We start from the raw sequence: 15,333 nt of genomic DNA, 5'->3' as shown, positions 1-15,333 counted from the left end.
TGGGTGTCCGGCCAATGGCTGGGCACAGTGGAGCCCGGGTGGCCAGAATGCCGGTCATGGTGCCGATGCCGCTGTCCGGGATGAACGTGAAGCCGACCCTGAGCGCGACCTTGGGATCAAGCCTTCGGGGATCCAGCAAGATCCCCGAATCGGTGCCGGGGCTCAGGGCAGGAACCGGTAAGCCCGCGGATGGGCGCGCAGCCACACGTTGAGCTTCCCGATCCACCGCATGTGCGCGGTGCGCAGCGGCGGCGGGACGAGCAAGGCGAGCCATCGCACCACCCGGCGGAATCGGGTGAACCGCCGTTCGTCCGCGGCGGTCCAGGCCAGCCCCAGCCGGGTGCGGAGCGGGTCGGGCAGGGTCGCCCGGATCAAGAACAACTGCGCCTGCGCGTGTCTCTTCCGGATCTTCGCCCACCGGGCGTCCGGCAAGCGCGACCACGGCTTCCGCGTGGTACGGATCGTGTCGAACAAGGTACTGACAGTCTCATTGGGACCGAACGACGAGAGCATTTCCCGGTAATACTGCTCGAATTCCGTCCAGCTCGCCGGGAGATCCCGTGCACGCACGCCGAGCAGGCGGCCGACGTCGCACATCTGCGCGTAGTACTCGTCCAGCTCCGAAGTGGACAGTGGACGGCCGAACAGCCGCTGCGCTTCCACCGGTGCCATCACCAGCGTGGCGTGCACCCAGGCGTAGGCGCCGGGATCCAGCGCGCTGTACCGGCGTCCGTCGGAGAAGCCGGTGAATGTGCGGTGCAGCTCGCGCAGCCGTTCGGCCTCGAACCGGGCGCCTTCGGCCCCGCCGTACACGTAAATCGACAAAGACGCACCGGTGCGCATCAGCCGGGTCCACGGATCCTCGGTGTAGCCGGAGTGGTCCCGCACCCCGGCCGCGACGACCGGGTGCGCGACCTGCTGCACCAGCACCTGCCCGGCCAGCAGCATGGCGCGAAAGTCGCCGAAGTGGCGCCAGGCCGCCGTGCCGCGGATTACCGGTGGTGCCATCTCAGCCCCGCGCGCCGTGCAGCAGCATCATCAGCGGTTCCGCGGCGGGCACGTCCGTGCCGGTGGCCAGCCTGCGCAGCTGCAGCCCGGCGATCAGCGCGACCACCGGCCCGGCCAGCCGTGCCGGATCAGGCAGGCCCAGCGCACCGAGAATGGCCGTGGCCAGCTCGTCGTAGGCGGCGAAACATCGTTCGGACGCCTCACGCAGGTCCGGGTCGCGGGCGGCCTGCAGGTACAACTCGTGCGGCGCCAGCTCGTCCGTTCCGAACGGCAGCTGCCTGATCACCTGCTCGACCAGGCTCGCGGCCTGCTCCAGGCTCAGCTCATCGGTCCGGTGCCCCTCGACGATCGCGGCCAGCTTCGCCGTCTCTTCCTCGGCGAAGAGCAGCATCGCCTCGCGCAGCAGCTCGGTCTGGCTGGGGAAGTGGTAGGTCAGCGTGCCGAGCGAGACCCCGGCGGCGGCCACGATCCGCCGGTTGGTGAGCCCGCCGACGCCCTGCTCGCCGACCACCTTCAGGGTCGCTCGCAGGATCGCGGCGCGGGTGCTCACCACGCCCGCGGCGGATGCAGATCCGGCCACCGTTGTACCTCTTCCAGTTGCGCGGCAAGGGAAATCAGCCGCTCCTCGGCGTGCGAGGGGCCGAGCAGCTGCGCCCCGAGCGGGAGCCCGCCGGCGGTCTGCCCGGCCGGCACATTCACCCCTGGCCAGCCCAGCACGTTCCACGGCCAGGCGTACGGGCAGGCCGCGATCATCGCCTGGTCGGTCTGCCAGCCGGTAAGTCCGTCGAAGCTGCCCACGGCGGGCGGCGGCGTGGCGGTGGTCGGTGTCAGGAGCACGTCGACGCCGCCGAACACCGCGCCGATCCGACGGCGCAGCAACGGTTCCAGCGCGCGGGCGAGCTTCAGCGCCGGGCCGGCGAGCAGGCCGCCGTGCTGGGCGTTGCTGCGGGTACGCGGGTCGAGCGCGGCGAACTCGGGCACCCGCCGGGTCCAGTCGCGCACACCGGCCAGCGAGCGGGGGAGGAAGGTCAGCCCGATCAGCCCGTAGTCCGGTTCGACCGGCACGATCTCGTGGCCCAGCCCGGCGAGCCGTTCCGCAGTGTCGCGCACCGCCGCCTCGACCACCGGATCGAGGCGGGTTTTCGTGGCAGTGAAAGGAATCCGCGTGGAAAGGCCGACCCGCAGCCGTCCGGGTTCCCGCCGGGCCGCGGCTTGGAACGCGCTCCCGGTGCCCGCGGTGACGTCCAGCAACGCTGCCGCGTCGCCCACCGTGCGGGCCAGCGGACCGAGCACGGTCAAGCCGTGGAACAACTCGCCGTCGGTGGGGATCCGGCCGCGTTGTGGCTTGATCCCGACCAGCCCGGTCCACGCCGCCGGTATGCGCACCGACCCGGCGCCGTCCGAACCGAGCGCGGCGGCCACGATCCCCGCTGCCACCGCCGCGGCCGCACCGCCGGACGAGCCACCGGGCGTGTGCTCCGGCTGCCACGGATTGCGTGTCGCCCCGAACGCCGGGCCTTCGGTGAACGGCCATTGCCCCAGCTCCGGGGTGTTGGTCTTGCCGATCAGCACTGCCCCGGCCTGCTTGAGCCGCGCCACCGCCGGCGCGTCCACGGCTGCCGGCGGGAATTCTCCCGGACAGCCGAACGCGGTGGGCAGGCCGGCCAGGTCCACGTCGTCCTTGATCGCGATCGGCACTCCGAGCAGCGGGCCATGGTCACCGCGTGCCCGGCGCTGGTCGGCCTCGGCCGCCTCCGCGAGCGCTTCGTCTTCGCGCAGCAAGCGGAACGCGTTGAGCACCGGCTGGCTCGCCCGCGCGTCGGCGAGCGCCCGCTCGGTCAGCTGCACGGCCGTGACCGTCCCCTGCCCGAGCCCGGCGACCTGGTCGGCGAGGGTGGCGAACTCGTGGTGCCGCGGTGTGGCTGCGGAGGTCATCGGCAGCTCCCTGTGCTCGTTCGTTCGAACGAACGTAGCACGAAAAGGCGCCGGCCGAAGGTTCGGCCAACGACTGGCCTCCGCTGATCATGGTCGGCGGATTCCGGCTCTTGGCCACGTCCGGCGCCCTGAGCTCTGCGTTTTTCGGTGCTGCCATGGCGATCGGGCGGTTCAGCGGCGGCCATTTCCTTGACCGCTTCCGCGGCCGGGATCACCGCCGTGTCACTGGTCCCGCATCCCGTCGTCGGCGCGGCCGGGTCCTGTGCCGGGGACCGGGCACGGCATCGGGCTTCCCGGTGGCGCTCTCCGCGGCGGGCGACGACCCGGTGGAATCCGCCCGGCGGGCGGCCACCGCCGGCTACCCGGACTCGGCTACCTGGCGGGCACCTCGGCCTGTGTACCGCGATCCTCGCCGTCCTGTTGCGCGGGCTTCTTCGGCCGGGCGATCGCGAAACCCGGACCCGGCAAGGCGTCCCCGGCCGATCACCCTTGGGCCTGTTCCGGTCGCGCTCCGTGAAAACTGGCCTAACGTATGGTATCCGGCCACGGGTGGCCGGTACTTGGGAGCCATGTCCGGAGGACCGATGACGTTCGAGTTCGATCGATTCCCCGCCCTCGACCCGTTTCCCCGGGCCGGTCTCGCGTACGGGCCGACGCCGCTGGTGCCCGCGCCGCGGCTCGGGGAAGCGCTCGGGCTGTCGCATCTGCTGCTCAAGCGGGACGACCTGCACCCGCTCGGCGCGGGCGGCAACAAGCTGCGGAAGCTCGATTTCCACCTCGGCGCCGCGCTCGCCGCGCGGGCCGACACCGTGATCACCTTCGGGGCAGTGCAGAGCAATCACGCGCGGCAGACCGCGGCCGCCTGCGCCCGGCTGGGGTTGCGGTGCGAGCTGGTGCTGACCGCGGAAGTACCGCGTTCCGGCGAAGCCTACGAGGAATCCGGCAACATCCCGCTCGACCTGCTTTTCGGTGCCCGGGTGCACGTCTGCGCGGACGAGGCGGAAAGCGCCGCCACGTACCGGGAGGTGCTGGCCGAAGCCGTCGAGGACGGCCGGAAGGCGGCCACGATTCCGGTCGGCGGCTCCAATCCACTCGGGGTGCTCGGCTATGTCGCGGCCACGCGTGAGCTGGCCGGGCAACTCGCCCACCTCGGGGTGGAGCGGGCGCGAATCGTCGCGCCGCACGCGAGCGGGGCGACCGCGGCCGGGCTGGCGCTCGGCTCGGCCGTGCTCGGTTCACTCGAACTGGACATCGCCTGCGTGAGCCATCCACTCGCCGAATCCGAGCAGACCCTGGCCGAGCTGGTCGGCGGGGCTGCGCAGCTGCTCGGGATCGATTCCCCCGCGCTGGACCACGTGTGGCTGAACGACAGCACGATCGGCGAGGGCTACGGCATTCCCGCTCCCGAGACCTGGGGCGCGCTGCGGTTGTTCGGCCGCACCGAAGGTGTGGTGCTCGATCCGGTCTACACCGGAAAAGCCGCCGCGGCACTCGTCGAATGGGTTGCCGACGGCCGGTTTCCGCTGGAGGAGACCGTGGTGTTCGTGCACACCGGAGGGATGCCCGGGCTTTTCGGCTACGCGCCCGAGTTCACGGCCGCAATGCGGGACTGACGGCGAGTTCGGCGCGGGTCGATTCGGTCCGCACCGCGATCCGGACCAGCACCAGCAGCAAGACGACGTCGGCGACGAGAGTGAGCCGCTGGGTGAGGCCGACCGGCAGCACTTCGGTGAACACATGGAACGGGGCGATGCCCGCTTCGTCCAGCCGTACGAACAGATAGCTCACCCCGAACAGCACCACCGACCCCAGCCCGAGACGCAGCCACCGCACCACGAGCGCGCGTTCCGCGGTGCCGCGCAGCGGATCCAGCATGCCGATCGCGACGCCGGGCAGGCTCGCGAACGCGATCAGGCACGAGTAGAGGTGGATCTCTCCGCTCACCGGCCGCGGGCTTTCCGGGTAGCTGGCGGGGAACAACGCGGCCGCCCCCAATCCCAGCGCCCACAGTGCGAGCAGCAGTCTCGTACTGCGGGTCATCGGCACCCCGGCGGAGGCCAGCGCGCCGAACACGGCGACCGAGCCGACCGACAGCGAGAGCACGCTCGCGCCGAGCATCCCCTCCCCGTGGTCGGTGATCGTGTAGCTGGAAAGCGTGTCGTAGAACGGATCGCGCGAGCTGACGAGGTGCAGCACGGTGATCGTGAAACAGTGCCCAGGTGATGGCTGTGAACGCGGCCAGGCGCCAGGCCCGGACCCCCAGCAGGTTCCCCATGCGGGATATCGTCCCGGTTCCGCGGCTTCGCGTGATCGGGGAAAACCCTGAACTGGACCCTTATTCGTAGTCCGTCAGGACGAGAACCTGATCGTCGTGCCGTTTCGCGCGAGGCCAGCGTACGCAGTCTGCGTCCTGTTCTTCCGCTTCGCGCACTGCGTCGAGTACAGCTTCGGGACCGGCCTCGCGTGCCCGGTGTAAGACTCCCGGCCAGTCGAAAAGCTGGTACTCGTCGACGCCGATCGACACCCCGTCGGTGGCGATCAGTACAGCGTCGACTTCCGCGCGCGGCCACACCCGGCGTACCGCCTTGTATGCGGCCGCAGGTTCGGCTTCGGCGACCCAGAACCCGCCTTCGGCGTTTCGCCGGCGGCGTACGTCCGCGCCGGTTTGCAGCAGCCCACCGTCGCGAAGGGACACCAGCCTGTCGTCGGAGACAGCGTCGGTGCCGAATCGGCCGAAGCCGACCACCGGGCTGTCGGCGAGCACCAGAACCTCCACTTCGGACTCATCCCAGCGCAGCATGGACACCGTGCTGGACGGGGACCGGCCCGGCACCAGCCCGTGTTCCTTGACCACCGAGCCGATCGCGTTCGCCAGCGTCACGCCGAGGTCTTCGTGCGGCCGGACACGGAGTTCCCCGGCGAGCTGCCGCACGAGCAGCTCCGCATACCAGCCGCCGGGCGGCAGGTCGGGGCTCGGCGAGGTCGCGCCGTCCAGGACGAGCACGGCGTGGTCGAGCACTGCTACATGGTCCTCGGTAGGGCGGGGCCGGCCGTCCGCACCGACCCCGGCCCGCTCGGCAATGGAGATCTCGGGCATGCGGTGACGGTACTCGCTCACCTTGTCAACCAGGGTTGACATCGAGATGAGTGTCAACCTAAATTGACACTCATGACAGAAGCAACGGACCTGGCCGCCCGCGCCGGCGACCGTGACCCGCGAGTCGGGTTGCGTGCGGTGGCGGCGCTGCGGCGGCTGTTGGAGCAATTGGAGGTCGTGCAGGTGCGCAGCGCGCGGATGCACGGCTGGTCCTGGCAGGAGATCGCGGCCGAGCTGGGGGTCAGCAGACAGGCCGTGCACAAGAAGTACGGGAGGCACTGATGTTCGAACGGTTCACTGCGGACGCCCGGATGGCAGTGGTGGCAGCGCAGGAAGCCGCGCACGAGGCGGGGGCGCACGAGATTTCCGCGCAGGCGGTCTTCGCCGGTCTGGTGCGGGCGCCGGACGGCGGCGCGGTGCGGCTGCTGGAGCAACTCGGTGTGGCCAAGGACGACGTGTACGCCGAACTCGGGCGGATCAAACGCCGCGGCGGAATCAGCGACGCGGACGCCGAAGCGCTGACCGAGCTGGGTATCGACGTCGACCGGATCGTGGCCGCCGTCGAGGAGACGCACGGGCCGGGGGCGCTCGCCACCGGTGCCCGGCGCTCCCGGCGCAACCACCTCCCGTTCACCTCGGACGCGAAGCGGGTGCTGGAGCTGAGCCTGCGCGAGGTGAGTGAGCTGGGTGGCAAGAGCCTCGGGCCGGAGCACCTGCTGCTCGCCCTCGTCCGCCAGCGCGGGCCGGTGGCGGATTTCCTGGCCACGCGCGGGATCGACTACCCGGTCTTGCGCCGTGCGATCGCGCAGGGCTAGTGACTCCCGTTCGGGCTGTGAAGGGAACCTTCACGGCCTCTGGGGCCAGGGTGTCGGCAAAGTTGGTCGGGGACCCGGCAGTGGGCGATGCGGAGGTGTGTGCGACCACCTCGTAGCGTGCGCCGGACCGGTTTCGGGTCCGTGAAGGGACCCTTCACAGACCTCTACACCGACTTTGCCGGAACCCTGGACTCAAAGGCTGTGAAGGGACCCTTCACAGCCTTCCTGCCCGCGGACGCCAGGTGACCAGCGGCAGCAGCGCCTGGGTGAGCGGGCCGATGGACAGCGCGTAGAGCACGGTGCCGATGCCTGCCGTACCACCGAGCAGCCAGCCGACGGCCAGCACGGTGACCTCGATTCCGGTGCGCACCAGGCGGACCGACCGGCCGGTGCGGGCGGTGAGGCCGGTCATCAGCCCATCGCGGGGTCCCGGGCCGAGCCGGGTGCCCACGTAGACCGCTGTGGCGACCGCGTTGAGCCCGACTCCGCCGGCCAGCAGCAGGATCTGCCAGCCGAGCACGTGCTGGTCCGGCAGGATCGACCGGACCGCGTCCACGGTCACCGAGATCACCAGGATGTTGGCGATCGTGCCGAGGCCCGGCCGCTGCCGTAACGGGATCCACAGCAGCAGCACGAACACCGAGGCGATGGCGGTGACCACGCCGAAGCTCAGGCCGGTGAGCTTGGTCAGGCCCTCGTGCAGCACGTCCCACGGGTCGAGGCCGAGGTGGGCACGGGTGAGCATGGCCATGCTGGTGCCGTAGAGGGCGAGCCCGGCGAGCAGCTGGCCGCCCCGGCGCAGCGGGGCCCGGCGGAGGCTGAGCGGACTGAGATCGGTGACTGCCACTTCTGCACTATTGGCCGTATTGGCCTGGTAAACCATGGCCAATGCTGGATAATTGGCCTGATGGATCCGCAGATACCGCTGGGAAGCCGGATTTCCGGCCCGAGATTGGCCACCTTGCTGGGGGAGTGGCGCCGTCGTGGTTCCCGGCAGGGTGCCGCCGACCTTGCCGCCGCCGTCGAGCTGCACGTGCTCGACGGGCAGCTCCCGATCGGCACCCGGCTGCCCGCGGAGCGCGAACTGGCGGACACACTCGGGGTCAGCCGCACGCTGATCGGCGCGGCGCTGGACCGGCTGCGGGAGGATGGGCTGCTCGCCAGCCGTCGCGGGGCCGGCACCTGGGTCGCTCGCGCCGGCCACCGGGATTCGGGGCCACGCACCCGGGCGGACCTGCTCGATCTGGCACGGGCGGCGCCACCGGCGTTGCCCGGGATGATGGCGGCGGTCGAAGCGGCCCGGTGGGAGCTGGCCGAGCACGTCGGTGGCAACGGCTATCACACCGGTGGCCTGCCGAGGCTGCGCGAGCGGATCGCCGAGCGCTACACGGCCCGTGGCCTGCCGACCACGCCGGACCAGATCATGGTGACCTCCGGCGCGTACTCGGCTTTCGTGCTGTGCCTGCGGATGCTGACCGGGCCGGGCGATCGCGTGCTGATGGAGCAGCCGACGTATCCGAACGCGATCGACGCCGTGCGCGCCTCGCACACGCTGCCCGTGCCGGTGGCGGTGGATCCGGTCCGTGGCTGGGATCCGGCCGGGATCGAGGCCGCGCTGCGTCAGGCCGCGCCGCGGTTCGGGTACCTCGTCGTGGACTTCCAGAACCCGACCGGCCTCCGGTTGGACGCCGCGGGCCGGGAACGTCTCGGTGGCCTGCTCGCCCGCTCCCGGACCCCGGTCGTGGCCGACGAATCCTTGGTAGAGCTGGATTACGAGGGCGATCCACGGCTTGGGCCGCCGCCGCTGGCCGCGTTCGGCGGGGATCTGGTGCTCACGGTCGGATCGGCGGCCAAATCGCACTGGGGCGGGCTGAGGCTGGGCTGGATCCGCGCGTCGAGCGAACTGCTGGACCGGCTGCTGTCACCGCGGTTCGCAGTGGACCTCGGCGCCCCGGTATTCGAGCAACTCGTACTGGCGGAACTGCTGGAGCCGGAGGGTTATGCCGCACTCGCCCAGCGCCGCACCGAGCTTGCTGCGCAGCGGGACACCCTGCTCGCGGAGCTGCGCACGCACTGTCCTGAGTGGACTTTCCAGGTGCCGCCGGGTGGATTGTCGTTGTGGTGCCGGCTGCCCGAGCCGATGAGCACCCGGCTCGCCGTGTCCGCGGCGAACCACGGCGTGCAGCTGGCGCCCGGTTCGCGGTTCGGCGTGCACGGCGGGCTGGAACGGTGGTTGCGGCTGCCGTTCGGGCTGCCACGGGAGCAGTTGCCGGAGGCGGTGCGCCGGGTCGCCGCGGCGGCGGCTTCGGTGCGCGGCTGCGCGGACGTGCCCGCGGTGCACGTGCCGGTGACGTAGAACAGCCGGTGCACCGGACGGTCCGGCCACCCCAGGGAGAGTGGCGGTCACACGTCCGGCGCACCGGCTGTTCGTCCGCTCGCGGTGGAGCGGACGCCGCGGTGGGATCCCGGCACAGCCCCTCGAAGTGCCGGGATCCCGCCGACGGCTCAGGCGGGCTTCGGTTGGCGCAGATCCTCGCTCGGCGCGGTGAGCAAGGATCTCCGGAGCACGCCCGTGATGGGTCCCGGCGCCACGGGGGCAGCGCGGCGCCGGGACCGGGACCCGATGCGGCCAGGCGCGGTTGGCCGATCGGGAAGCTTTGTGGTGGTGGCCGGCACGCCGGTGGCCGGCACGGCCGTGGCGGTGATGACAGACATGGATCAGCCCCTGCGACGGAATGGCGATGGGGTGAGCCGGTGCGGTGGATCCCGCGAAGTTGATCTTGGTCTGGACGTGGCTCTCCCCGGAGGACCGATTCGGGCGGTCAGTCCGGAGAGGTGTTCGGCAGCGCCGCGTCCCGCCCGGCGCCGGCGGCCTCACGGTCGCGGCTGACGCCGATGAGCTTCAGCTGGGTGACGGTGTTCCCGTCCGCCGCGACGGCGAACGGAAGCCGAGCCCCGCCCGGCCCGTCCAAGCCCGGCCCGGCAACGGTGACCGGCGCGCTCGGCGCACCCGGTGCCGCGGGCAATCCGCCCCCGCCACGGTTGCCACCACCGGCCAGGGGCGTGCGCTCGTTCGAGACCTGCTTCTCGACGGGTTCGTGCACGACCTTGGCGAAGAACGACTTCGCGTCCTTGATGACGAACGGCAACGAGGTACCCACCTCGCTGCTCGTGGTCGCAGGCGTTGTCACAGACGCCTTGGAGTTCTGCGGAACGCTCGCCGAACCGCGTTCGTACCCCATCGACGGCGCGAGCACCGTGGCACTGCCGCTGCCCGACCCACCGGACAAGGTTCGCCCGACGAAGTCCTCGAACGGCAGCAACGGCGCGATGATCCCGTCCCGGCCGGTGGCGGCCGCGGCTATCCCGGCCACGTTGTGCACGGTGCTGAGGGTGTGGTCGAGCAGCCCGTTGAGCGTGTTCCCGAACGGCAGATCGACGATGCCGAACACCCCGCCCAGCAAACCCCGGCCGGCGAATTCACGATCCGGGTTCGCGTTCGACGGACTGCCGGAGGTGTCGGCGAAGCCGCCGCCGAAGAGAGGCAAGGCGGGTATGCCTGCTTTTCCGGCGTCGGTCACGGTCCCTTGTGGACCGATGGCCGTGATTTGCTTGCCGGCGGCGGTGATTTCGTCGTGACCGTTGGCGGCGGAGTCTTGCGCCCGGTTGCCTGCGATGGCCTGGTTGCCGGTGGTCGTGCCTTGTTCATCGTTGACCGCGGCGCCGTGTTCACCGCCTCGCGTGCCAGTGGCTGCGGTTGCCTGCTCATTGCCGGTCGCGGTGCCCGGTTTGCCAGTGGCCGCAACGTTGTGTTCGCGGCCGGCCGTGGTGCTTTGCTCGTCGGTGCCTGCGGTGCCTGCGGTGCCTGCGGTGCCTGCGGTGCCTGCGGTGCCTGCGGTGCCTGCGGTGCCTGCGGTGCCTGCGGTGCCTGCGGTGCCTGCGGTGCCTGCGGTGCCTGCGGTGCCTGCGGTGCTGTGCTTCCCGCCGGAGGCGGTCCCGTGACCGTGCCGTTCGCCGGACGCCGTCTCGCCGGTGCCGGGCGCTGCACCCGGATTCGTCAGGCCGGCACGCGAATGTTTGCCGGCGTACGAGCCGTCCGCAGCGCGGAGTTTCCCGCCCGGGGTCGCCGGCGGTCCACTGTCCACCGTGGTCCGTCCGCTGGTCTTACCGGCATGCGCGCCCGATCCGCGGTCCGCGGCGCCGGTGGCAGTGGCGCTCCGCGAGCCCCGGTCCGAAGCTGCCGCATCGCCAGGCCCGTTCCCGGTCCGTTCTGCGGTCGGCGGAGAAGACCACGTCAACGTTCCGGACGACGCGGGCCGGGCAGCCGCCGTGCGCTGACTGTCGGTTTGCGGCGCAGCGACCACAGGATGATCGTCCGATCCGGACGGTCGCTCGTCCGCCGAAGCACTCGGCTGTGCCAGCGCGGCCCCGAGCAGCCATCCGGCCACCGCGAGCCCGCCCGCCAACGCGATTCGCGCCGCGGGCCGGGCGATCGGCGCCGCCCAGGGGCGCGGACGCCGCAGTGAACCGTCGCCGGGCGCGGAGTGTGCAAGCTCGCTGCCCGCGGAATCGCCCGGCACACCGTTTTCGGCCGCGATACTCGGAGTTCGACGCTCGCTGTCCGGACCAGTCTTCGACGATTGCCCGGTGCTCGGCGAATCGCGGTCTGCCGCAAGGTTCAACGCGCCATGAGCGCCGCCCGTGACAACTGATGACGCGACCACCGAGGCTGCCGACTCACCGCTGATGCCCGACGCCGCGTCGCCGGACAGGGCGAGGTGTGCGATGTCGTGCATGTATGCCATGCCGATCACGCCACCACCACCGTCCGCGCCTGAAGCTCATGCGCCCCACCGCGCGAGCCTGATCTTGCTGGTTTTCATCCGGCCAGGTCGCAGGTTCCCCGGGGCCGCCCTCTTTCTAGCACCGCACGCGAGTGTTTCATCTCTCCCGCGCGCGATCCACCCCGTAAGGCGGAACCGTCCTACCGCCTCTGGTGTCCGGCCTGCCGAAGATGATCACTGAGAGTGGTTCCTCCCTCCGGGGTCGGCGGCCATCCGAGCGGCCGGTTGGGCCGTTCGTCCAGCTGCCGGCCGGAGGTTTCCTGCGCAGGCCACTCGGGGTGCAAGGGGTAATCCGGAACTGTCCGGTGTGCCCGGAAAGCGGGGCTCAGCCCAGTTTTCGCAGTCGCCCGACTGCCTCGTCAATGACCTCATTTTGTTTACAGAACGCGAACCTCAAGAGGTATTTCCACTCGTCCGGGTGATCTGTGAAGACTTGCACCGGAACCGCCGCGACACCGACACGTTCGGGCAGCGCCCAGGCCAGTTCCGCGGCGTCGGAGAAACCGAGCGGGCGTACGTCGGCTGTGACGAAATAGGTACCGAAACTTGGCCGTACGTCGAAACCGGCATCGGCGAGCCCGGCGGACAGCCGGTCGCGCTTCTCCTGCAGGTCCCGCCGGAGGCCCTCGACCCAGTCCAGTTCGTGTTCCAAAGCGTATGCGACGGCCGGCTGTAGCGGCCCGCCGGAAACGAACGTGATGAATTGCTTGGCCGCCTTCACCGCCGCGACCAGCTCCGGGCTCGCGCAGACCCAGCCGATTTTCCAGCCGGTGCAGTTGAACGTCTTGCCCGCGCTGGAAATGGCCACGGTCCGGGTTCGCATCCCGGGCAGCGTCGCGAGGGGCACGTGCTCGCTGCCGTCGAAGACGAGGTGCTCGTAGACCTCGTCGGTGATCGCGATGAGGTCGTGCTCGACGCACAGCCGCGCGACCTCGGTCAGCTGCTCGCGGGAGAACACTGTGCCGGTCGGGTTGTGCGGTGAGTTCAGCAGCACCGCGCGGGTGCGGGGCGTGATCGCGGCGCGGAAGGCGTCCAGGTCCAGTTCGAGCCGTCCGTCGCCGGCCTCGGTCAGGCCGATCACGCGCCGCTGCGCGCCGGCCATCGCGACGGCCGCGGCGTACGAGTCGTAGTACGGCTCGACCACGATCACCTCGTCGCCGGCCTCGGTGAGCGCGAGCAGAGCGGCCGCGATGGCCTCCGTCGCACCGGCTGTGACCAGCACCTCGGTGTCCGGATCGTAGGAGGTGCCGTAGCGCTGCCGGTGCCGGGCGATCGCCGCGCGCAGCTCCGGGCGTCCCGGGCCGGGCGGGTACTGGTTATCGCCCCCGAACAGGGAGTCCTTCGCCTGTTCGAGCATCCCGGCCGGTCCGTCGGTGTCCGGAAAGCCCTGGCCGAGGTTCACCGCGTCGTGCCTTACGGCGAGCGCGGTCATCTCCGCGAAGACGGTCGAGGTGAACGGACGGAGGCGGGGGACGAGAACTGGTTCACGCACGACCACGCATCCTCACGGACAATGGGGGTGTGGAGCAACTCACCCCGCAGAAGGTCACGCCCGCCGACCCGCCCGGCGGCGCGGTCGCCGAAGAGGGCAAACGGCGCGGGCTGCGCAAGATGAAGCTGGTCGCGCTGGGCTTCCTGCTCGGCGCGACGGTGGTCTTCCTGCTCACGAGCTGGGCGGAAGCGGCAGGCTGGCCGGGCTGGGTCGGGTACGTGCGCGCGGCCGCCGAGGCGGGCATGGTCGGCGCGCTCGCGGACTGGTTCGCGGTCACCGCGCTGTTCCGGCATCCGCTGGGCCTGCGCATCCCGCACACGGCGATCATCCCGAACAAGAAGGACCAGCTCGGCAGCAGCCTCGGCGACTTCGTCGGCTCGAACTTCCTGGCCGAGGACGTGATCCGCGACAAGCTGCGCCGGATCGGCATCGCCCGGCGGCTCGGCGGGTGGCTGCGGCAGCCGGAGAACGCCGAGCGGGTCACCTCCGAGCTGGCCACCGTGGTCCGCGGCGCGGTCACCGTGCTGCGCGACGAGGACGTGCAGGCGATCATGGAACAAGCCGTGGTCAAACGCATCATCGACCGGCCGTGGGGGCCGCCGCTGGGCAAGATCCTGGCCGGGGTGTTCGAGGACGGTGCGCACCACAAGCTGGTCGACCTGATGTGCGACCGCGCCTACGAGTGGGTCCGCGACAACCATCAGGCGATGCTGCGCGTGGTGTCCGACCGCGCGCCCAGCTGGTCGCCGAAGTTCGTCGACGAGATGCTCGCGGACAAGGTGTACGGCGAGGTCCTGTCGTTCGCCTGGGCGGTGAAGACCGACGTCAACCACCCGATGCGCCTCGCGCTGGACAAGTTCCTCGGCGAGTTCGCCCAGGACCTGCAGACCGATCCGCAGACCATGGAACGGGCCGAGCTGGTCAAGAGCCAGATCGTGCATCACGCGGAGGTGCAGAAGCTGATCGGCTCCGCCTGGGCGACGGCCAAGGAGATGCTGCTCAACGCCGCCGAGGACCCGTCGAGCGAGCTGCGCGTGCGGGTCCGGACCAGCCTGGGGTCCCTCGGCGAACGCCTGGTCACCGAGGAGTCCCTCACCGCGAAGGTGGACGGCTGGGTCGAAGGCGCCGCAGCCTACCTGGTGACCAACTACTCGCGCGAGATCACCACGATCATCACCGACACCGTGGAACGCTGGGACGCCGAGGAGACCTCCCGCAAGATCGAACTCCAGGTCGGCCGGGACCTCCAGTTCATCCGCATCAACGGCACCGTGGTCGGTGCGCTGGCGGGTCTGGTGATCTACACGGTGGCGCAGCTGCTGTTCTAGGTTCCCGGGGCGGCGGTGGGTTCGCACGGGTATCTGCGCGCGCCCGGCGGCGCTCGCGGCTGGTAACCCTCCGCAGCCCGGGTACGCAGCGCGTTCGGTCCGGCGCGATCCGCGCTACTACCACACTCGCCGAGCGTCGAATCAAGTTGTCCACAGGAAGCTGAGTTATCCCCCGGGTTATCCACAGGAATTCACGGTGTTGGCCTAGTCACTATCCACAAGGTGTGGGGATCCCGGCGCGGGGGCGCGTGCACATGTTGGGGCTGTGGGCAGGTAGTCCACAGGTGCTCAGTTGTGCACAGTAGCGGTGCGTGCCCGCCAGGACCGGGCCTTTTCGCGGTTGCCGCACACCCGCATCGAGCACCAGGTGCGGGAGCGGTTGCGGGATTCGTCGTAGAAGGCCCAGAGGCAATCGCCGGCGGGACAGATCTTGAGCCGGACCCAGTCCTCGCGGATGGTGAGCCGGGTGGCGGCGGCCAGCACCGCGGTGACCGCGTCCGGGGTGATCAGGACCGGTCCGGCCGCGGTCATGGCGAAGCGAAGCGGCACCTCGAGCGGCCGCACGGACAGCCGCGGATCGCCGATCGCGGCGCGCAGGCTGTCCCGCGCGGCGCGCGCCTCGGCCGGGTCGTTCGGTGTCAGGTCGTGGTCCTCGGCCCAGCGGCGCCAGAGCCCCGGATCGTCCAGCAGATCGTCTCCCCGCTCGAAGTCGACCGTGTTGAGGAAGGCGACCACCAGGCAAGCATCGGTGTGCACCCGCTCAGTGTACGGGCGAAACCCGTTGCGACCTGGCTGGCTAACTTCCATAATTCCT

The 15,333-nt window shown here is 70.6% G+C and carries 14 protein-coding genes; 5 read left to right on the top strand and 9 right to left on the bottom strand.

The genetic code is table 11. From position 1 onward, the window contains the following. Window positions 1-162: 162 nt before the first annotated feature. Genes D5S19_RS20015 through D5S19_RS20005 form a run of 3 tightly spaced genes read right to left on the bottom strand, consistent with a single transcriptional unit; the run spans window position 163 to window position 2,943 of the window. Window positions 163-1,008, bottom strand: coding sequence for an oxygenase MpaB family protein (locus tag D5S19_RS20015; RefSeq protein WP_120024876.1), 846 nt, complete (start codon window positions 1,006-1,008; stop codon window positions 163-165). 1 nt (window position 1,009) lies between these two features. Further along, window positions 1,010-1,588 carry a TetR/AcrR family transcriptional regulator gene (locus tag D5S19_RS20010; protein WP_120024875.1) on the bottom strand — a complete coding sequence of 193 codons (579 nt, stop codon included), beginning with the start codon at window positions 1,586-1,588 and terminating at the stop codon, window positions 1,010-1,012. After that, window positions 1,555-2,943: an amidase gene (locus D5S19_RS20005; RefSeq protein ID WP_120024874.1), complete on the bottom strand. Its 1,389-nt coding sequence runs from the start codon at window positions 2,941-2,943 to the stop codon at window positions 1,555-1,557. The genes D5S19_RS20010 and D5S19_RS20005 overlap by 34 nt, the downstream gene beginning before the upstream one ends. Before the next feature lie 584 nt (window positions 2,944-3,527). Here D5S19_RS20005 and D5S19_RS20000 point away from each other — a divergent pair. Continuing rightward, a complete protein-coding gene (locus D5S19_RS20000) occupies window positions 3,528-4,556 on the top strand; it encodes a D-cysteine desulfhydrase family protein (protein WP_120024873.1) in 1,029 nt (342 codons plus the stop codon). Here D5S19_RS20000 and D5S19_RS19995 read toward each other — a convergent pair. Together D5S19_RS19995 and D5S19_RS19990 are read right to left on the bottom strand one after the other, a co-directional pair. Then, entirely contained in the window at window positions 4,534-5,139 is a 606-nt protein-coding gene (locus tag D5S19_RS19995; RefSeq protein ID WP_233574043.1) for a DUF998 domain-containing protein, read from the bottom strand. The two genes, D5S19_RS20000 and D5S19_RS19995, sit on opposite strands and share 23 nt — an antisense overlap. A gap of 139 nt (window positions 5,140-5,278) precedes the next feature. Continuing rightward, a complete protein-coding gene (locus D5S19_RS19990) occupies window positions 5,279-6,040 on the bottom strand; it encodes a hypothetical protein (RefSeq protein ID WP_120024872.1) in 762 nt (253 codons plus the stop codon). Between the two features lie 72 nt (window positions 6,041-6,112). On the opposite strand from D5S19_RS19990, the gene D5S19_RS19985 reads away from it, so the two are divergent. Together D5S19_RS19985 and D5S19_RS19980 are read left to right on the top strand one after the other, a co-directional pair. After that, window positions 6,113-6,322, top strand: coding sequence for an ECF-type sigma factor (locus D5S19_RS19985; RefSeq protein WP_120024871.1), 210 nt, complete (start codon window positions 6,113-6,115; stop codon window positions 6,320-6,322). Next, window positions 6,322-6,855, top strand: a complete 534-nt coding sequence (locus D5S19_RS19980; RefSeq protein WP_120024870.1) for a Clp protease N-terminal domain-containing protein — start codon at window positions 6,322-6,324, stop codon at window positions 6,853-6,855. Before D5S19_RS19985 ends, D5S19_RS19980 begins: the two co-directional genes overlap by 1 nt. A gap of 214 nt (window positions 6,856-7,069) precedes the next feature. Here the strand turns inward: D5S19_RS19980 and yczE are convergent, their stop codons facing one another. Next, window positions 7,070-7,702, bottom strand: coding sequence for a membrane protein YczE (gene yczE, locus D5S19_RS19975; protein ID WP_120024869.1), 633 nt, complete (start codon window positions 7,700-7,702; stop codon window positions 7,070-7,072). Window positions 7,703-7,762: 60 nt separating this feature from the next. Between yczE and yczR the strand changes: the two genes are divergently transcribed. Beyond that, window positions 7,763-9,211 carry a MocR-like transcription factor YczR gene (gene yczR, locus D5S19_RS19970; RefSeq protein ID WP_120024868.1) on the top strand — a complete coding sequence of 483 codons (1,449 nt, stop codon included), beginning with the start codon at window positions 7,763-7,765 and terminating at the stop codon, window positions 9,209-9,211. A 466-nt stretch (window positions 9,212-9,677) separates the two neighbouring features. Here the strand turns inward: yczR and D5S19_RS32055 are convergent, their stop codons facing one another. Further along, the gene (locus D5S19_RS32055) at window positions 9,678-11,669 is read right to left on the bottom strand and encodes a hypothetical protein (protein WP_158605573.1); all 1,992 of its coding nucleotides are present in this window, start codon (window positions 11,667-11,669) and stop codon (window positions 9,678-9,680) included. Window positions 11,670-12,024: 355 nt separating this feature from the next. After that, the gene (locus tag D5S19_RS19955; RefSeq protein WP_120024889.1) at window positions 12,025-13,191 is read right to left on the bottom strand and encodes a pyridoxal phosphate-dependent aminotransferase; all 1,167 of its coding nucleotides are present in this window, start codon (window positions 13,189-13,191) and stop codon (window positions 12,025-12,027) included. A 29-nt stretch (window positions 13,192-13,220) separates the two neighbouring features. On the opposite strand from D5S19_RS19955, the gene D5S19_RS19950 reads away from it, so the two are divergent. Beyond that, entirely contained in the window at window positions 13,221-14,519 is a 1,299-nt protein-coding gene (locus D5S19_RS19950; RefSeq protein WP_120024865.1) for a DUF445 domain-containing protein, read from the top strand. Window positions 14,520-14,807: 288 nt separating this feature from the next. Here the strand turns inward: D5S19_RS19950 and D5S19_RS19945 are convergent, their stop codons facing one another. Then, entirely contained in the window at window positions 14,808-15,275 is a 468-nt protein-coding gene (locus D5S19_RS19945) for a CGNR zinc finger domain-containing protein (RefSeq protein WP_120024864.1), read from the bottom strand. Window positions 15,276-15,333: the final 58 nt, after the last annotated feature.

This window comes from Amycolatopsis panacis (assembly GCF_003600245.1).
In the GTDB taxonomy this organism is placed as follows: domain Bacteria; phylum Actinomycetota; class Actinomycetes; order Mycobacteriales; family Pseudonocardiaceae; genus Amycolatopsis; species Amycolatopsis sulphurea.
Note: the sequence above shows the minus strand (reverse complement) of the source record. Positions and strands in the feature narration are given on the sequence as shown.